The 16,092-nt window shown below is 57.1% G+C and carries 12 protein-coding genes and 1 pseudogene; 7 read left to right on the forward strand and 6 right to left on the reverse strand.

The genetic code is table 11. From position 1 onward, the window contains the following. The first annotated feature begins 95 nt into the window (after window positions 1-95). The 6 genes from ACSSVV_RS00605 (at window position 96) to ACSSVV_RS00630 (ending at window position 8,287) form a co-directional block, all read left to right on the forward strand. Window positions 96-1,838: a LysM peptidoglycan-binding domain-containing protein gene (locus tag ACSSVV_RS00605; RefSeq protein WP_011785023.1), complete on the forward strand. Its 1,743-nt coding sequence runs from the start codon at window positions 96-98 to the stop codon at window positions 1,836-1,838. A 12-nt stretch (window positions 1,839-1,850) separates the two neighbouring features. Then, complete coding sequence (locus ACSSVV_RS00610; RefSeq protein WP_454105367.1) at window positions 1,851-3,680, forward strand: extracellular solute-binding protein; 1,830 nt, start codon at window positions 1,851-1,853, stop codon at window positions 3,678-3,680. 43 nt (window positions 3,681-3,723) lie between these two features. Further along, a complete protein-coding gene (locus tag ACSSVV_RS00615; protein WP_022991191.1) occupies window positions 3,724-4,809 on the forward strand; it encodes a microcin C ABC transporter permease YejB in 1,086 nt (361 codons plus the stop codon). 2 nt (window positions 4,810-4,811) lie between these two features. Further along, on the forward strand, window positions 4,812-5,834 hold the full coding sequence (locus tag ACSSVV_RS00620; RefSeq protein ID WP_454105368.1) for an ABC transporter permease: 1,023 nt from the start codon (window positions 4,812-4,814) through the stop codon (window positions 5,832-5,834). A 1-nt stretch (window position 5,835) separates the two neighbouring features. Further along, complete coding sequence (locus ACSSVV_RS00625) at window positions 5,836-7,434, forward strand: ABC transporter ATP-binding protein (protein ID WP_454105369.1); 1,599 nt, start codon at window positions 5,836-5,838, stop codon at window positions 7,432-7,434. A gap of 67 nt (window positions 7,435-7,501) precedes the next feature. After that, a complete protein-coding gene (locus ACSSVV_RS00630) occupies window positions 7,502-8,287 on the forward strand; it encodes an enoyl-ACP reductase FabI (RefSeq protein ID WP_011785028.1) in 786 nt (261 codons plus the stop codon). Window positions 8,288-8,343: 56 nt separating this feature from the next. On the opposite strand, the gene ACSSVV_RS00635 is transcribed toward ACSSVV_RS00630, so the two are convergent. Both ACSSVV_RS00635 and ACSSVV_RS00640 read right to left on the reverse strand, forming a co-directional pair. After that, the gene (locus tag ACSSVV_RS00635; protein WP_141066949.1) at window positions 8,344-8,760 is read right to left on the reverse strand and encodes a PilZ domain-containing protein; all 417 of its coding nucleotides are present in this window, start codon (window positions 8,758-8,760) and stop codon (window positions 8,344-8,346) included. Between the two features lie 8 nt (window positions 8,761-8,768). Continuing rightward, window positions 8,769-10,595, reverse strand: a complete 1,827-nt coding sequence (locus ACSSVV_RS00640) for a DUF1631 family protein (protein WP_011785030.1) — start codon at window positions 10,593-10,595, stop codon at window positions 8,769-8,771. A gap of 183 nt (window positions 10,596-10,778) precedes the next feature. On the opposite strand from ACSSVV_RS00640, the gene ACSSVV_RS00645 reads away from it, so the two are divergent. Beyond that, a complete protein-coding gene (locus tag ACSSVV_RS00645) occupies window positions 10,779-11,858 on the forward strand; it encodes a 3-deoxy-7-phosphoheptulonate synthase (RefSeq protein WP_011785031.1) in 1,080 nt (359 codons plus the stop codon). Window positions 11,859-11,874: 16 nt separating this feature from the next. On the opposite strand, the pseudogene cobA reads toward ACSSVV_RS00645, so the two are convergent. The 4 genes and pseudogenes from cobA to lolA all read right to left on the reverse strand — a co-directional run. After that, window positions 11,875-12,681 (reverse strand): annotated as a pseudogene (cobA, locus tag ACSSVV_RS00650) (uroporphyrinogen-III C-methyltransferase); the annotation flags it as partial. Window positions 12,682-12,722: 41 nt separating this feature from the next. Next, window positions 12,723-13,997, reverse strand: a complete 1,275-nt coding sequence (serS, locus tag ACSSVV_RS00655; protein ID WP_454105370.1) for a serine--tRNA ligase — start codon at window positions 13,995-13,997, stop codon at window positions 12,723-12,725. Between the two features lie 114 nt (window positions 13,998-14,111). Beyond that, on the reverse strand, window positions 14,112-15,446 hold the full coding sequence (locus tag ACSSVV_RS00660) for a replication-associated recombination protein A (protein ID WP_153739921.1): 1,335 nt from the start codon (window positions 15,444-15,446) through the stop codon (window positions 14,112-14,114). Then, on the reverse strand, window positions 15,446-16,066 hold the full coding sequence (gene lolA, locus ACSSVV_RS00665) for an outer membrane lipoprotein chaperone LolA (protein ID WP_014421388.1): 621 nt from the start codon (window positions 16,064-16,066) through the stop codon (window positions 15,446-15,448). Before lolA ends, ACSSVV_RS00660 begins: the two co-directional genes overlap by 1 nt. Between the last annotated feature and the right edge of the window lie 26 nt (window positions 16,067-16,092).

The raw sequence follows: 16,092 nt of genomic DNA on the forward strand, positions 1-16,092 counted from the left end.
TCCCATAGAATTTCGAGCAATTATCGAACGTAACCTGTTAAATATGCCGGCTATTTTTACAGATACCCGCCGGCTCCACCCGGAACCCTGTGTTTATGCCGGTAAAACGACTGCCCTTCATCCTTCTCGCGTCAACCCTTTTCAGCGGCTGCAGTACCAGTCAGATCGCCGAAAACTGGCATACACCTTCGGCCTGGTTCGGGACCGAGGAAGAGAATCAGCAAAAAGACCCCCTGGACTCACAGCAAGTGGTTGTTGCCAAGGGCGATGAGGACCTCAAGGCTGACGTCGCTGCCGGCAATGGAGAGGACAGTACCAGCGGGGCACCATTAGATGACGCCATCTCCCCGGAACTTCAGGCCAAGGCCCAGCAAGCTCGGGAAAAACTGGACAATCCCGCCCGGCAATCCGACGTATCCACCAGAACAGACGATCTGTGGTCACGACTTCGCGCCGGTTTCACCATGGATCACTCCGTCGACAATGCCAGGGTACAGGCTCAATTGGACTGGTACGTGCGCCACCCCCGTTACATCGATCGCGTGGTGGAAAGAGGCTCCCGGTACCTGCATTACATTATCAATGAAATCGAAAAACGCGGCCTGCCCAGCGAACTGGCTCTGTTGCCAGTGGTAGAAAGCGCCTTTGATCCTTTTGCCTACTCCCACGGTCGCGCTGCCGGGCTTTGGCAGTTCATCCCGTCTACCGGCAAATACTTCGGGCTGACCCAAAGCTGGTGGCATGATGACCGACGGGACGTCATTGCGGCTACCGATGCTGCCCTGACTTACCTGGAGCGCCTGGCCAACCGGTTCGACGGCGATTACACCCTGGCCCTGGCCGCTTATAATTCCGGGGGCGGGACCGTATCCAGCGCCATGCGCCGCAACCGCAACGCCGGAAAAGCCACAGACTACTGGTCTCTGACATTACCGACGGAGACCCGCCACTATGTGCCCAAACTGATTGCCCTGGCAAAAATTTTCGACGATCCGAAAGCCTACGGTATCGACCTGCCACCATTAAAAGACGAACCGTATTTCGAAGTGGTGGATACCGGCTCCCAGCTGGACCTGGCCCAGGCCGCAGAACTAGCCGGCGTGGATATTGATGAAATCTATCTGCTGAACCCGTCCTACAATCGCTGGGCAACCAATCCGGATGGCCCCCATCGCTTGCTGGTACCCAAGCAACAGGCCGAGGCATTCCAAACCGCACTGGCAGAGTTCCCAAGCGAACAGCGTGTATCCTGGCAGAACTATAAAGTCCGCAAGGGTGACAGCCTGAACACCATTGCCCGCAAGTTCTCCACTACCCCATCGGTCATTCAACAGGTCAACAAGCTCAACAGTGACCTGATCCGGATTGGCCAGCAACTGTTAATTCCGTCTTCCACCAAGGGCTCCGACGCCTATGCGCTAAGCCAGGCCCAGCGACTGGAGCGAACTCAGGAACGCAAGCGTAGCGGCAACAAGGTACGGTACACCGTGCGCCGGGGCGATACTTTCTGGGATATTGCTAGGGAGCACCGGGTTTCGGTTCGGGAAGTGGCTGCCTGGAATGGCATGGCACCGGGAGACCCCCTGATTCCAGGCAAGGAACTGGTGATCTGGTCGAAAACTTCAAAGCCGACCATGGTAGCTTCGAATACCCGTGGCAAGGCCATGGTGCGCAAGGTGGGATACCGGGTTCGCAGCGGCGACTCCCTGTCCGCCATCGCCAGCAGGTTTTCCGTGAATGTGCGTGACATCGCATCATGGAACGATCTTAATACGGACCGTTATCTCCAACCCGGCCAAAGTCTGGTACTCTACGTGGACATAAGAAACAGTCCGTAACGTGCGAGAACCATGACAAAAAAACCAGAAGCACCCTTGCTGACCAGAATTACCGCGACGCTGGCTCTGGCAGCGTCTGCCTGTTTCGCCTCAGCCGATGAAGGCGTCACCGAAACCCCCACTCCTGTGCATGGCATCGCCATGCACGGTGAACTGAAGTACCCTGCGGATTTCAGTCACTTCGACTACGTCAACCCGGAGGCCCCGAAAGGCGGCGAACTGAAGTTATCTGTGGTTGCCAACGGCTTCGATAGTTTTAACCCCTTTGTCATCCGGGGCATCTCTGCGGCGGGTATTAACGCCTACGTGTACGATACCCTTCTGGAGTCCTCTGCCGACGAGCCTTTTTCCGAGTACGGGCTGATTGCCGAATCCGTTGAAGTTCCGGAAGACCGCAGCTTCGTCATCTTCAATCTCAATAAAGAGGCCCGCTTTCAGGACGGTGAACCAATCACCGCTGAAGACGTGGAATTTTCCTACCGGATTCTGACCACCGAAGGTCACCCGTTTTACCGCAACTACTACGCGGATGTAGACAAGGTGACCATTGAAAACAGTCACCGGATTCGCTTTGACTTTGCGCAAACCAACAATCGGGAACTGCCCCTGATTCTTGGCCAGATGCCCGTCCTGCCAGAACATTTCTGGCAGGATCGAGAGTTTGAAAGCAGCGGCCTGACCATCCCGGTGGGCAGTGGCCCTTACCGGATTGCCTCTTTTGACGCAGGCCGCTCCATTACCTATCAGAGGGTCGACGACTACTGGGCCAAAGATCTGGGTGTACGCAAGGGCCGATTCAACTTCGACACCGTTTCCTACGAATACTACAACGACGACACCGTCGCCCTGGAGGCATTCAAGGCGGGCAACTTCCACTTCCGCCAGGAGACCTCAGCCAAGAACTGGGCCACTGCCTATACCGGTCGTCAGTTCGAGAGCGGCGATATTGAGAAAGAAGCCATTGAGCACCACCGCCCCACAGGCATGCAGGGCTTTATCTTCAATACCCGCAAGCCGGTGTTTCAGGATCCCCTGGTTCGGGAGGCGCTGACCTACGGTTTTGATTTCCAGTGGGCCAACCAGAACCTGTTCTTTGGCCAGTACACTCGCACCAGCAGCTATTTTGAGAACAGCGATCTTGCCTCATCGGGCTTGCCTGAAGGGCGAGAGCTTGAAATTCTTGAAGCCTATCGGGATCAACTAAGCCCCGACGTTTTCACAGAGGCCTATGTCCCACCGGATACCGGAAACGGCGTCAGCCTGCGGGACAATCTGCGTACCGCACTGAAACTCCTGACGGAAGCCGGGTATCAGATCAAGAATGGCAAAATGGTCCATCAGGAGACCGGCAAACCACTGGCATTCGAGATCCTTCTGTTCCAGAAAAGCTTTGAACGAGTGGTTCTACCCTTCAAACAGAATCTTGAAAAGTTGGGCATCGATGTGTCGGTGCGCCTGGTCGACAGCAACCAGTATGTTCAGCGGGTTCGGAGTTTTGATTTCGACATGATCACCCAGGTGCTGCCTCAATCTGATTCTCCGGGTAATGAACAACGGGACTACTGGCACTCGAGTAATGCCGATGTACCCGGCTCCCGCAATTTCATGGGCGTTAGCGATCCCGTCATCGATGAGCTGGTCAACATGGTCATTCAGGCGCCGGACCGGGAAGAGCTTGTACGCCGGGTGCACGCACTGGATCGTGTGCTGCTGAATGGCCATTACGTGATCCCGCACTGGCATTTGCGCAAGGATCGGGTGGCCTACTGGAACCACCTGAAACGCCCGGCCAACACGCCCAAGAACGGCATCGACCTTAACAACTGGTGGACTGAACGCTGATACCGTTCGCTATCACGACGCTGTAGTAAGGACTGCTCCCTGAATGGGCATTTACATACTCCGCCGCCTCGCCCTGATCATCCCCACCCTGGTGGGGATCATGCTGTTGAATTTTGTCATTGTTCAGGCCGCTCCCGGTGGCCCCATTGAACAGATTCTCGCGGAGATGGAAGGCCACGGCAGCAGCGCTCTGGCGCGCGCCGGTGGTGGCGATGTCGGCAGTGAAGTGGCAAGCAGTTCCGGAGACAGCCGGGCCTCCCGGGGCCTGCCGCCCGAACTTCTTGAAGAACTTGAGGCCATGTACGGCTTCGACAAGCCTGCGCACGAACGCTTTTTCAAAATGCTGGGCGATTACGCCACCTTCGATTTCGGCGATTCCTTTTTCCGGGACAGAAGCGTCGTCGAACTGATTCTGGACAAGATGCCGGTCTCCATTTCCCTCGGCCTCTGGTCCACGCTGATTATCTACCTCGTCTCCATTCCACTGGGCATCCGTAAGGCGGTCACGGATGGCTCCCGATTCGATGTCTGGACCAGTTCCGCGATCGTGGTCGGCTACGCCATTCCCGGATTCCTGTTTGCGATCCTGCTGATCGTACTGTTTGCCGGCGGTAGCTATTTCGATCTGTTCCCGCTCCGGGGCCTGACCTCGCCGGGTTTTGACGAGATGACCTGGTACCAGAAGGTTGCTGATTATTTCTGGCATCTCGCCCTGCCAGTGACCGCAAACGTGATCGGCGGGTTCGCTACCCTCACGCTGCTGACCAAGAACTCGTTTCTGGACGAAATCAGCAAGCAGTATGTGGTCACCGCCAGGGCCAAGGGCCTGGAAGAAAAGCAGGTGCTTTACGGCCATGTGTTCCGTAATGCCATGCTGATTGTCATTGCCAGTATGCCCGGCGTTCTGGTGGCGCTGTTCTTTACCGGGTCGTTGTTGATTGAGGTAATCTTCTCACTGGACGGCCTCGGCCTGCTTGGTTTTGAGGCTGCCCTCAACCGGGATTATCCGGTCATTTTCGGCACTCTCTACATCCTGACGCTGATGGGGCTGGTGATGAAGCTGATCAGCGACCTCACGTATGTCGCTGTTGATCCGCGCATCGATTTTGAAAGCCGGGAGGGTGCGTAATCATGGCAACCCTCTCTCCGATTCAGCGCAGACGACTCAATAACTTTACCGCTAACCGGCGCGGTTTCTGGAGTCTCTGGATTTTTCTGGTGCTGTTTGGCCTTTCGCTATGTGCCGAACTGATCGCCAACGATAAACCTCTTGTAGTTTCCTACCACGGCGACTGGTACTTTCCCGTCATTCAGCAGGTGCCCGAAGAAACTTTTGGTGGGTTTCTGCCCACGGAAGCCGATTATCGCGATGACTTCATCGCGGGCGAAATCGAAAGCAATGGCTGGATGCTCTGGCCTGCCATTCGCTTCAGTTATAACACTATCAACTACGATCTGACTGTTCCCTCACCTGCGCCGCCCAGTGCCGAGAACTGGCTGGGAACCGACGATCAGGGTCGGGATGTGGCCGCCCGGGTGATCTATGGATTTCGCATTTCGGTGTTGTTCGGCCTGACGCTCACCATCGCCAGTTCCATCGTTGGCGTTGCCGTTGGCGCACTTCAGGGCTACTACGGTGGCAAGATCGATCTGTTTGGCCAGCGCTTTATCGAGATCTGGTCTGGTTTGCCCATGTTGTACCTGCTCATCATTCTGTCTTCGATTGTTCAGCCCAATTTCTGGTGGTTGCTGGGCATCATGCTGCTGTTCAGCTGGATGGGGCTGGTGGATGTCGTGCGGGCTGAGTTTCTCCGCGCCCGTAACTTCGAGTATGTGAAAGCCGCCAGAGCACTCGGCCTGGACAATCGCAGAATCATGTTCCGGCACATTCTGCCCAATGCCATGGTGGCAACCCTCACGTTCATGCCGTTTATTCTCACCGGCGCCATAACCGGGCTCACGTCTCTGGATTTCCTGGGGTTCGGCCTGCCCTCGGGTTCACCGTCACTGGGCGAGCTGATTGCCCAGGGTAAAGCCAACCTTCATGCACCCTGGCTGGGTATTTCCGCATTCGTGTCACTGGCCGTCATGCTTACGCTGCTGGTGTTTGTGGGAGAAGCGGTGCGCGATGCCTTTGACCCGAGAAAGAACTGATATGAGTGACCTGCTTTCCATCTCGGACCTGTCCATCACCTTCGATAACGGCCCACGGGTGGTTGACGGGCTGTCATTAAGCATCGACAAAGGCCAGACTCTCGCACTGGTTGGCGAAAGCGGCTCCGGCAAGTCGGTATCTGCCCTGTCGATACTTCGGCTGCTGGATGAACGTCATGCGGCTTATCCCGCCGGACAGATCCTCTACAAGGGCGAAGACTTGCTGCAGGCGAAGGAAAAGCGCCTGCGCCAGATTCGTGGCCGGCACATCAGCATGATCTTCCAGGAGCCGATGACCTCGCTCAATCCGTTGCATACCGTCGAAAAGCAGATTGGCGAGACCCTGGAACTCCACAAAGGCATGCGCGGCCCCCAGGCCCGGAAACGCTGCCTGGAATTACTGGAACTGGTCGGGATTCCGGCCCCGGAGACCCGCCTGACGAGCTACCCACACCAATTATCGGGTGGGCAAAAACAGCGGGTAATGATTGCCATGGCTCTGGCCAATGAACCTGATCTGCTGATTGCGGATGAGCCCACCACGGCGCTGGATGTGACGGTTCAGAAACAGGTGCTGGAGTTGCTGAAATCATTGCAGCAGAAGCTGGGCATGGCAGTGCTATTAATTACCCACGATCTGAGCATCGTCCGCCGGTATGCCGATTACGTGGTGGTGATGGAACGGGGAAAAATGGTCGAACAAGGCGCGACAGAAGCGCTGTTCAGGTCGCCCTCTCATACCTACACCCGTAAACTCATTGACGCTGAACCACCGGAGCACCCTCTGCCTGCCGCCAACGGCACCGAAACCCTGATGACCGTAGACAACGTGAATGTGAATTTCCCCATTCGCAAGACCCTGCTGGGCAAGGTAAAAGAAAGCTTCCACGCGGTACAGGATGCCAGCTTCGAGCTGCGTGCCGGTGAAACCCTCGGTATTGTCGGCGAAAGTGGCAGTGGCAAAACCACACTGGGCCACGCCTTGTTGAAACTCACTCCGAGCACAGGCCAGTTCAGCCTCTGCGGTACCGAGCTGTCCGCCCTCTCCCAGAAGGCTTTCCGGCCTTGGCGCCGACGCGTTCAGATTGTCTTCCAGGATCCGTTTGGCAGCCTCAGCCCGCGGATGTCCGTTGAAGAAATCATCCGTGAAGGACTGGAAATCCACGAGCCCGGGAGTTCCGGGCAGCACGAAGCCAGAGTTATCCAGGCCCTTAAGGATGTGGGACTGGATCCGGACGCACGGCATCGGTATCCACACGAATTCTCCGGCGGCCAGCGCCAGCGTATTGCCATAGCACGCGCGCTGGTTCTCCAGCCAGACCTGATGATTCTGGATGAACCCACCTCCGCCCTGGACAGAACGGTACAGAAGCAGGTGATCGAGCTTTTACGGGAAATTCAGGCCCGATATAGGCTAAGCTACATCTTTATTAGTCATGATCTGGCCGTTGTTCGCGCACTCAGCCACAAACTGCTGGTACTCAGGCAAGGCCGGATTGTGGAATACGGCGATGCAGAGACCATTTTCCGGGAACCGCAACAGCCGTATACCCGGGAACTGCTGAATGCCGCATTTTTCTATCAGTCTACGACCAATTGAGCGTTACCCGACCCTGACAGGTCGGGGATAATGCGCCGAAACCACGGAACACAGGGAGCAGAAACCCATGGGAATCCTCAGTGGCAAAAAAGCACTGATTGTTGGCGTCGCCAGCAAACATTCCATTGCCTACGGCATTGCCGAGGCCTTCGCTCGTGAAGGCGCCGAAATGGCCTTCACCTATCAGAACGAGAAACTGCAGTCCCGCGTTGAGAAGTTTGCGGAACAGTGGGGCAGCAAACTGACTTTCCCCTGTGACGTCGCCAGCGACGAGCAGATTGACCAGGTATTCGAGCAACTGGGCAAACACTGGGACAACATCGACATCATCATCCATGCGGTTGGTTATGCGCCGGCCCATGAGCTGGATGGAAACTACGTGGACGTCACCACCCGTGACGGATTCCGGATTGCCCACGATATCAGCTCATACAGTTTCGTGGCCCTCGCCAAGGGCGCGCGCGAGATGATGCACGAAGGCAGCAGTCTGCTGACCCTGAGCTACCTGGGCGCCGAGCGGGTGTTGCAGAACTACAACGTGATGGGACTGGCGAAGGCATCCCTGGAAGCCAACGTACGTTATATGGCCGCCAGCCTGGGCAAGGAAGGCATCCGGGTGAACGGTATCTCAGCGGGCCCGATCAAAACTCTGGCCGCTTCGGGCATCAAGAGCTTCCGCCGCATGCTGGCCGAGAACGCGAAGCAGGCCCCCTTGCGTCGTAACGTGACCACAGAAGAAGTTGGCAACGCCGCCGCCTTCATGTCGTCCGACCTGGCCTCTGGTATCACCGGTGAAATCCTGTACGTGGACGGTGGGTTCAATATCACCGGCATGGCGGAGATGGACGCCTGATGGATTGCTAACATCAGCCATAGCGAAAGAGCCGGCGCGATGCCGGCTCTTTTCGTTCAGCTTTCCGAGAGTGCTCTGGCAACCGCCTCGATCCAGTCCAGATAGTCAGTTTCATCTGACTCAAGTACCCGGACGCCAATCAGATACCCCCACTCTGCCTCGCGACACCACATGACCTCGACACTCAGCCGGAAGTGCTCTGCGTGTTCCCCAAGACTTACCTCCGCAACCAAAATCGACCCGATGCTAAGCGATGCCTCGCACAACAGACTGATTCCACGGGCCGATATGTCGCGCACCTGACATTCCAGCCTTCCGGATACACCATCCAGTGTCGACGGCTCAGACTCCGGTTCGGGCGATTCCGGGAGTATCCAGGCACGCGCCCGGGCCGTTAGACGGTAGTCCTCACGAAGGTCTTTCCCTGACGGCAACTCGTCCTCTAATCCGAAGCCATAATCATCATCGATCATCGTTCACCTCAGTTCCGACCAACACGGATACGCCCGACAACACGGCTCAGGGTGTCATCAAACTCGGCCGAACTGCCAAGCACACGAATTCGCCCTTCCACGATCCCGTTAACCAGTTCGTCCTGGAGAAATTCCCGGCGATTGAGCCCCAGGCGATCCACAAACACATATTTACGCGAGGCAGAAATCTTGACGGCAAGCTTGAGCCGGACAGGGTCGTCATCCCGGGTTTCCTGGGTAAGCACAATCCAGCCACCGAGAGCGATACCTTCAACCTGTTTGGTGGCCACCAGCACGGCCTCTTTTCGCAAACGCTCCTGCTCCGCCTTCTCATCCGCCACCCGTTGGCGCTCAACCTCTTCACGCTCCCGTTCAAGTTCCTGCTGACGTGCGAGCTCTTCTTCCCGACGGCGCTGCTCGGCCGCTTCCCGTTCCTTCCGAAGCGCTTCGGCCCGGGCACGGGCTTCCTTGGCCGCCTTTTCCCGTTGTTCCAGCTGCCTGGCGCAGACTTTCGATAGCACTTCGAGGGTTTCTACAAGTACCTGACCGAAGGCCGTTGGTTCTGGAAGCGGCCTGAGCGCACCGCGGCCAAGCTCGGCCTGGAACTCGGCCCACGGCTGCAGTCCGAGTTTAACGCCGGCACCATTGGTCCAGAGCACTTCCCCGCTATCAGACAACAAAGCAAAGAAAAAACGTCGCTGTTCCCTTGCCCCTTCACCCTCTACAAACCACTGACCGACCAGAGGTTTGGCGTGGTCGGCCGAGACCGGCTCATTTGCCAGCCAGGTGCTGTCCCAGGCAAAATCTGAACCGGTGGCGAGCGCGGGCTCCAGTTCTGGTGTCTCTCCTCGAATTCGAGCCACAATTACCGCCTGGATCTCGTGTAATGCCTGTTCAGGAGCATCCTCACCCAGAGCGCGAGTCCAGACTTCGCGGACACGGTCGCCGAGTTGTTCCCCAACGTGGTACAACCGGTTACGATCCCGATCAGAAAGCTGGGGGTCTCCCACCCAGACCAGCCATTCCAGTAATTTGTTGGCGTGCCGATGCACTTCACTGTCCGCGCCTTCGGCCCAGACACTCTGTTTCAACACCTTGTGCCAGTCGGTCAGGATAAAGCGGGTAATGGGCGGTGGTAGCTGACGGCCCGTCAAGGCGCGGCCAATCAGAGCCCTGGCCACCTGATCTGACAAACGCTGGCGTGAAGCCCCCTGCTCGGTTTCCAACAACCGTTCCCGGAGCCGCGCCACCTGATCATCCCGCTTTCGGGTATCGGCAAGCCATTGGCTGCAGTAGTGCTCCAGCGGATCGCGGCTGCCGGCCTCAAAGCTGCCGGATACAGTAATAACCAGGCTATCAAGCTGATCCAGCAATACGCGGGATGATCGACCACCGGTATCACTCCAGCCACGCCATTCCTGAAGGTTATCAAGCCAGTCCAGAAGCACCCCGCTGAACACCTCCGCACCACACAGATCCAGTTGCCATGCCAGCCAGAACCGCAAGCGCGCTATGCGCCCCACCAGGGCGGCATGCAGGCCTGAGGTTTTCAGGAAGACATCCATGATCCGGTCGGAGAGGTAGGCCGCATTCACCTGTCGGACGGTCCACTCAATCTGAACCGAACGCAGCACTTTGGTTACCCGCTCATCCCGCTGTTCCGTCCAGCAGGACATCAATAAGGGACGCCAGTCCGGTTCCTGCTCCGGAGAAGACTTACTGGCGGGGTATGGCAGATCGGGCACCCGGATCCCGGACAGAACCTGGGTAATCCTTTCTGAAACCACCTTTCGGGAGGGAGCGACAGCCTGTGGTTTCGTTGATGAGGGCGACATCCGTTACCTGTTGTCCTGAAGCGTTGAGAAGCGTTGAAAAGGGCCTGCAAATAACGCAGTATAACCAACTCGCCGGGGTTTACTGCAACCTAGTATCCCACTCGCACTTATTATTCAATCATCCGGACAAAAGAATGAATATACCGGGTGAGGTAACGACAAGATTCGGGGAAGCACAACAAGATGTCGGGTAAGAAACTGGAAAACCTGAACGTGGCCAGCCAGGAAACACTGATCACTCCTGAAGCACTGAAGCAAGAGATGCCACTGTCAGACAAGGCAGCCGAAACCGTTGCCAATGGTCGGCAAGCCATCTACGACATTATGGATGGCAAAGATCATCGTTTGTTCATTGTCGTAGGCCCCTGCTCGATTCACGATGTAGAAGCTGCCCGCGATTATGCCGCCCGACTGAAAAAGCTCGCCGATGAAGTCAGCGATACACTGTTGATCGTCATGCGCGTGTACTTCGAGAAGCCACGCACCACCGTAGGCTGGAAAGGCCTGATCAACGATCCGCACCTGAATGATACCTTTGATATCGAGCAGGGACTGCACATTGGTCGCCGGCTGCTGCTGGACATCAATGAGATGGGCCTTCCGGCCGCCACTGAAGCCCTGGACCCAATATCTCCCCAATACCTTCAGGACACCATAGCCTGGTCTGCTATCGGTGCCCGTACCACCGAGTCCCAGACCCACCGGGAAATGAGCAGCGGCCTGTCCATGGCCATCGGCTTCAAGAACGGCACCGATGGCAGCCTCGACGTTGCGGTTAACGCCATGAAGTCGGTCTCTCATCCCCACAGCTTCCTGGGCATCGACCAGCAGGGCAAAGTTGCCATTATTCGCACCAAGGGCAACAACTACGGCCACGTCGTGCTTCGTGGTGGTGGCGGCAAGCCAAACTACGACTCCGTCAGCGTAGCCCTGTGTGAACAGGCACTGGATAAGGCCAAGCTGCGCAAATCCATCATGGTGGATTGCAGTCACGCCAACTCCAGCAAGGATCCGGCTATTCAGCCTTTGGTAATGCAGGATGTGACTCACCAGATTCTGGAAGGCAATCAGTCTATCCAGAGCCTGATGGTGGAAAGCCACATCAACTGGGGTAGTCAGTCTATTCCGGAGAACCTGGCTGACCTGAAATACGGCGTATCCATCACCGACGCCTGTATCGACTGGGAAACCACCGAAAAAGCCATTCGCGACATGCGTGAGAAGCTTAAAGACGTTCTGCCCAAGCGGACCGCCTCTGCCTGAAGTCTGAAGCCGGGCCTCAGCGCCCGGCTTCTGCTCCCAGCCAGTCCAGACGGTTTCGAAGAGAAACCACATTGCCGATAATCACCAACGTCGGCGCCTGAGCCCCCTTCTCCTGAACCCGATCCACAATTGTTTCCAGAGTGCCGGTAATCACTTCCTGTTCCGGCGTGGTGCCGCGGGATACCAGTGCCACAGGCATATCCGCCGGCATGCCGTGTGCCATCAACTCCCGACTGATGATCGGTAAACCGACCAGGCCCATGTAAAACACCAGCGTCTGGTTATTCTGAACAAAATCCTTCCACGGCAGATCACAGGTGTCATTCTTCAGGTGCCCCGTAATAAACCGCACTGACTGGGCGTGATCCCGATGGGTCAGCGGAATACCGGCATAAGCAGCACAACCTGAGGCGGCCGTGATACCCGGCACAACCTGGAAACGGACGCCGGCCGAGGCCAGGGTTTCAATCTCCTCGCCGCCACGGCCAAAGATGAACGGATCGCCGCCTTTAAGACGTACCACCCGATAGCCTTCCCGGGCCAGATCCACCAACCGTTGATTGATCTGATCCTGCGGCAGCGTGTGGTTCGAACGCTGTTTGCCAACGTGGACTTTCTGGGCGTTTTCAGGGATGAGCGCCATGATCTCCGGAGAAACCAGGCGGTCGTACAACACCACCTCCGCCGACTGGATCAGACGCCAGGCTTTCAGGGTGAGCAACTCCGGATCGCCGGGGCCGGCACCGACCAGCGCCACTTCACCGGCCGAGTTGTTGGGGTTATCCGTAACCGGATTGGTCCTGTATCGCGCCGGTGCAGACCCGACGGGAACGCCCTTTACTGGTGCATCCCTGGATTGATCATTCATTGAATACGCTCGACGCCTCCCATGTAGGGTTTGAGTACATCGGGCACCAGAATACTGCCGTCCGCCTGCTGGTAGTTCTCCATCACCGCAATCATGGCGCGACCTACGGCCAGGCCGGAACCATTAAGGGTATGGACCGGTTCGGGCTTTCCGGTGTCCGGATTACGCCAGCGGGCTTGCATACGCCGTGCCTGAAAATCACGGGTGTTGGAACAGGAAGAAATCTCACGGTATTTATCCTGCCCCGGCAGCCAGACTTCCAGGTCATAGGTTTTCGCGGCGGAAAAGCCCATGTCTCCGCCACAGAGGGTGACGACGCGGTAAGGCAGTTCGAGCAGTTGCAGGATCTTCTCGGCGTGTCCGGTCAGTTCCTCCAGCGCCTGCGTGGATTCATCCGGCCGAACGATGTGCACCAGCTCCACTTTGTCGAACTGATGCTGACGAATCATGCCCCGCACATCCCGGCCATAAGACCCTGCCTCACTCCGGAAACACGGCGTATGGCAAACCAGGCGCAACGGCAGTTCAGCATCATCCAGAATGGTATCCGCAACCAGGTTCGTGGCCGGCACTTCCGCGGTAGGAATCAGGTATAGGGGATTGTCGCCGGCTGTGCGGAAAAGATCTTCTTCAAATTTCGGCAGCTGGCCCGTACCAAACAGAGTGTTGGCATTCACCAGATAAGGCACATAGGCCTCGGTGTAACCATGCTGCAGAGTATGCTGATCGAGCATGAACTGAGCCAGTGCACGGTGCAGGCGCGCCAGCTGTCCGCGCATAACAGCAAAACGGGAATGGGCCAGCTGAGTGGCCTTCTCAAAGTCCAGGCCTTTCAGCTGCTCACCCAGGGCCACGTGATCCTTAGGATCAAAATCGAATTCACGGGGCGTACCCCAGACACGCGTCTCTACGTTGTCGTCTTCACTGGCGCCCGGTGGCACGTCGTCGTCGGGAAGGTTGGGAATACCGGCAAAGAAGGCATTCAGGGATTCCTGCACGGAACGCAGTTCGTCCTCGGCGTCACCACGTTGCTGCTTCAGGCTTTCGACTTCTTCCAGCAACGGTTTGATATCCTCACCGGCCGCCTTGGCTTTGCCGATGGATTTCGACCGTTTGTTCTGCTCGCTCTGCAAGTTTTCCGTACGAACCTGAATGGCCCGGCGGCGTTCCTCAAGCTGCTCGAAGGTGGCAATATCAAACTCGAAATTCTTGATAGCCAGCCGACGGGCGATCTCTTCAGTCTGTGTACGGACACGTTTCGGATCGAGCATGTTGTTCCTGATTTCCGGTTAACGAATGAATGGTTATGCGGGCATTATACCTGCCGTGAATGCGCTGACCACCACCGGCCGGGCACAGGCAGGAAAATTGGCAAGGGATGGGGCTTAGTACCGCTTTTTCGGGCTGTTGGCATCCAGCGAGTCCAGTCGTTCGCGCTTCTCAGCCAGCTTGATTTCCAGCCCCCGCTGGACCGGTTGGTAATAGCGGCGCTGATGGATCGCCTCCGGAAGGTAGGCTTCTCCTGCCGCATACGCATCCGGCTCATCGTGGGCGTATCGGTACTCTTCTCCGTGCCCCATGCTTTTCAGCAATTTGGTGGGCGCATTACGCAGATGTACCGGAACTTCATAGTCCGGATCGCTGCGGATATCCGCGATGCATTGATTGTAAGCTTTGTAAACGGCATTGCTTTTGGGGGCAAGGGCCAGGTACGTAACGGCCTGCGCCAGTGCCAGCTCACCCTCCGGGGAGCCCAGACGTTCCTGAGCATCCCAGGCCTGCAGGGTAATCTGGAGCGCCCTCGGGTCGGCATTACCGATGTCTTCACTGGCAATACGAACCAGGCGCCGGGCGACATACAGCGGGTCGCAACCTCCGTCGAGCATCCGGCACAACCAGTAAAGTGAACCGTCCGGGTTGGAGCCCCGCACCGATTTGTGCAGCGCCGAAATCTGGTCGTAGAAGACATCCCCACCTTTATCGAAACGGCGGAGACTGGTCTGCAGTACCTGTTCGAGAGTTTGAGCGGTAACCCGATTATTCCCGTCATCGTCCGGCTCAGCGAGGTCGGCGGCCACTTCCAGAATGTTCAGCGCTCGCCGGGCATCGCCACCGGACGCTTCCGCCATGGTCGCCAGCACCGACTCATCTACCCGAAGCTGGCCAGCGAAGCCCTGTTCGCTCTCAAGGGCACTGTCCAGCAACCGTCGTATATCCGCTGCCTCCAGGTTTTTCAGGACATAAACACGGGTACGGGACAGCAGGGCGCTGTTCAGTTCGAAGGATGGGTTTTCGGTGGTTGCGCCCACGAAAATAAAGGTGCCATCTTCGATGTGGGGAAGGAATGCATCCTGCTGGCTTTTGTTGAAGCGATGCACTTCATCCACGAACAAAAGCGTATCCCTGCCCTGGGACTGTTTACGGTTGCGAGCGCGCTCCACCACCTCGCGAATTTCCTTAACGCCACTGAGGACTGCAGAGATGGTTTCGAAGGAAAGGTCGCCGACATTGGCCAGCAGGCGAGCAAAGGTGGTTTTTCCGACTCCGGGCGGCCCCCAGAGAATCATGGAATGCAGCTGCCCCTGCTCCACAGCCCGGCGCAGGGGTTTTCCAGGGCCGACCAGGTGAGCCTGGCCGACATAGCCTTCGAGAGAGGTCGGCCGCATACGAGCGGCCAGGGGCTGAAAGCCGGTCTCAGTCTGAAACAGGCTGTCCTGCATCAGGCACCATCCCGAATCACGTCAACCCCCTCCGGATAATCGAGGCGGAAGACACTGGAATCGAGTGCCTGATTCAGTTCAATATGGTCGAAGCTGAGAATGCTCATCTGGGACAATGAATCCCGCATGCGCATTTCCTGCAGCTCTCCGTCATAGAAGCTCAGTCGCAGAGAGGTAAACAGAGAATCCTGGCTACGGGGTACCAGAGTGAACTCACGGGTGCTTTCGCCAAGATCCCGAACGCTCACTTCGTAACTCTCATCCAGGTTCTCTACTTCGCCGCTTAACAGCAGTGCCGGCGTGGTCTGAACCCGCTCATCAAGGGAGTGGACGGTTACCTGCTCCAGATCAGGATCGTAGACTTCGACTTTGTCGCCATCGCTGACAATAAACTGGGACAAGGGTGCACCGGTCTCCCAGTAGAACAAACCAGGGCGTTTGGCTTTGAGCGATCCACGGGTTTCCTGAACCTGACTGCCATTCTCGTTGACGACAATCTGTATGAAATCCGCCTGATAGGTCTCGTAGCCTTTCAGAATCGAGGTCAACTGCTCAGCCGCGCCCCGGGATGCCTGCACGCTCTCAGCCTGGGAAAGGCCTGACCACGTTGCTGCCAGCATCAACAGGATTCCTGAAAACATTCTGA

This window comes from Marinobacter sp. MBR-105 (assembly GCF_053628895.1).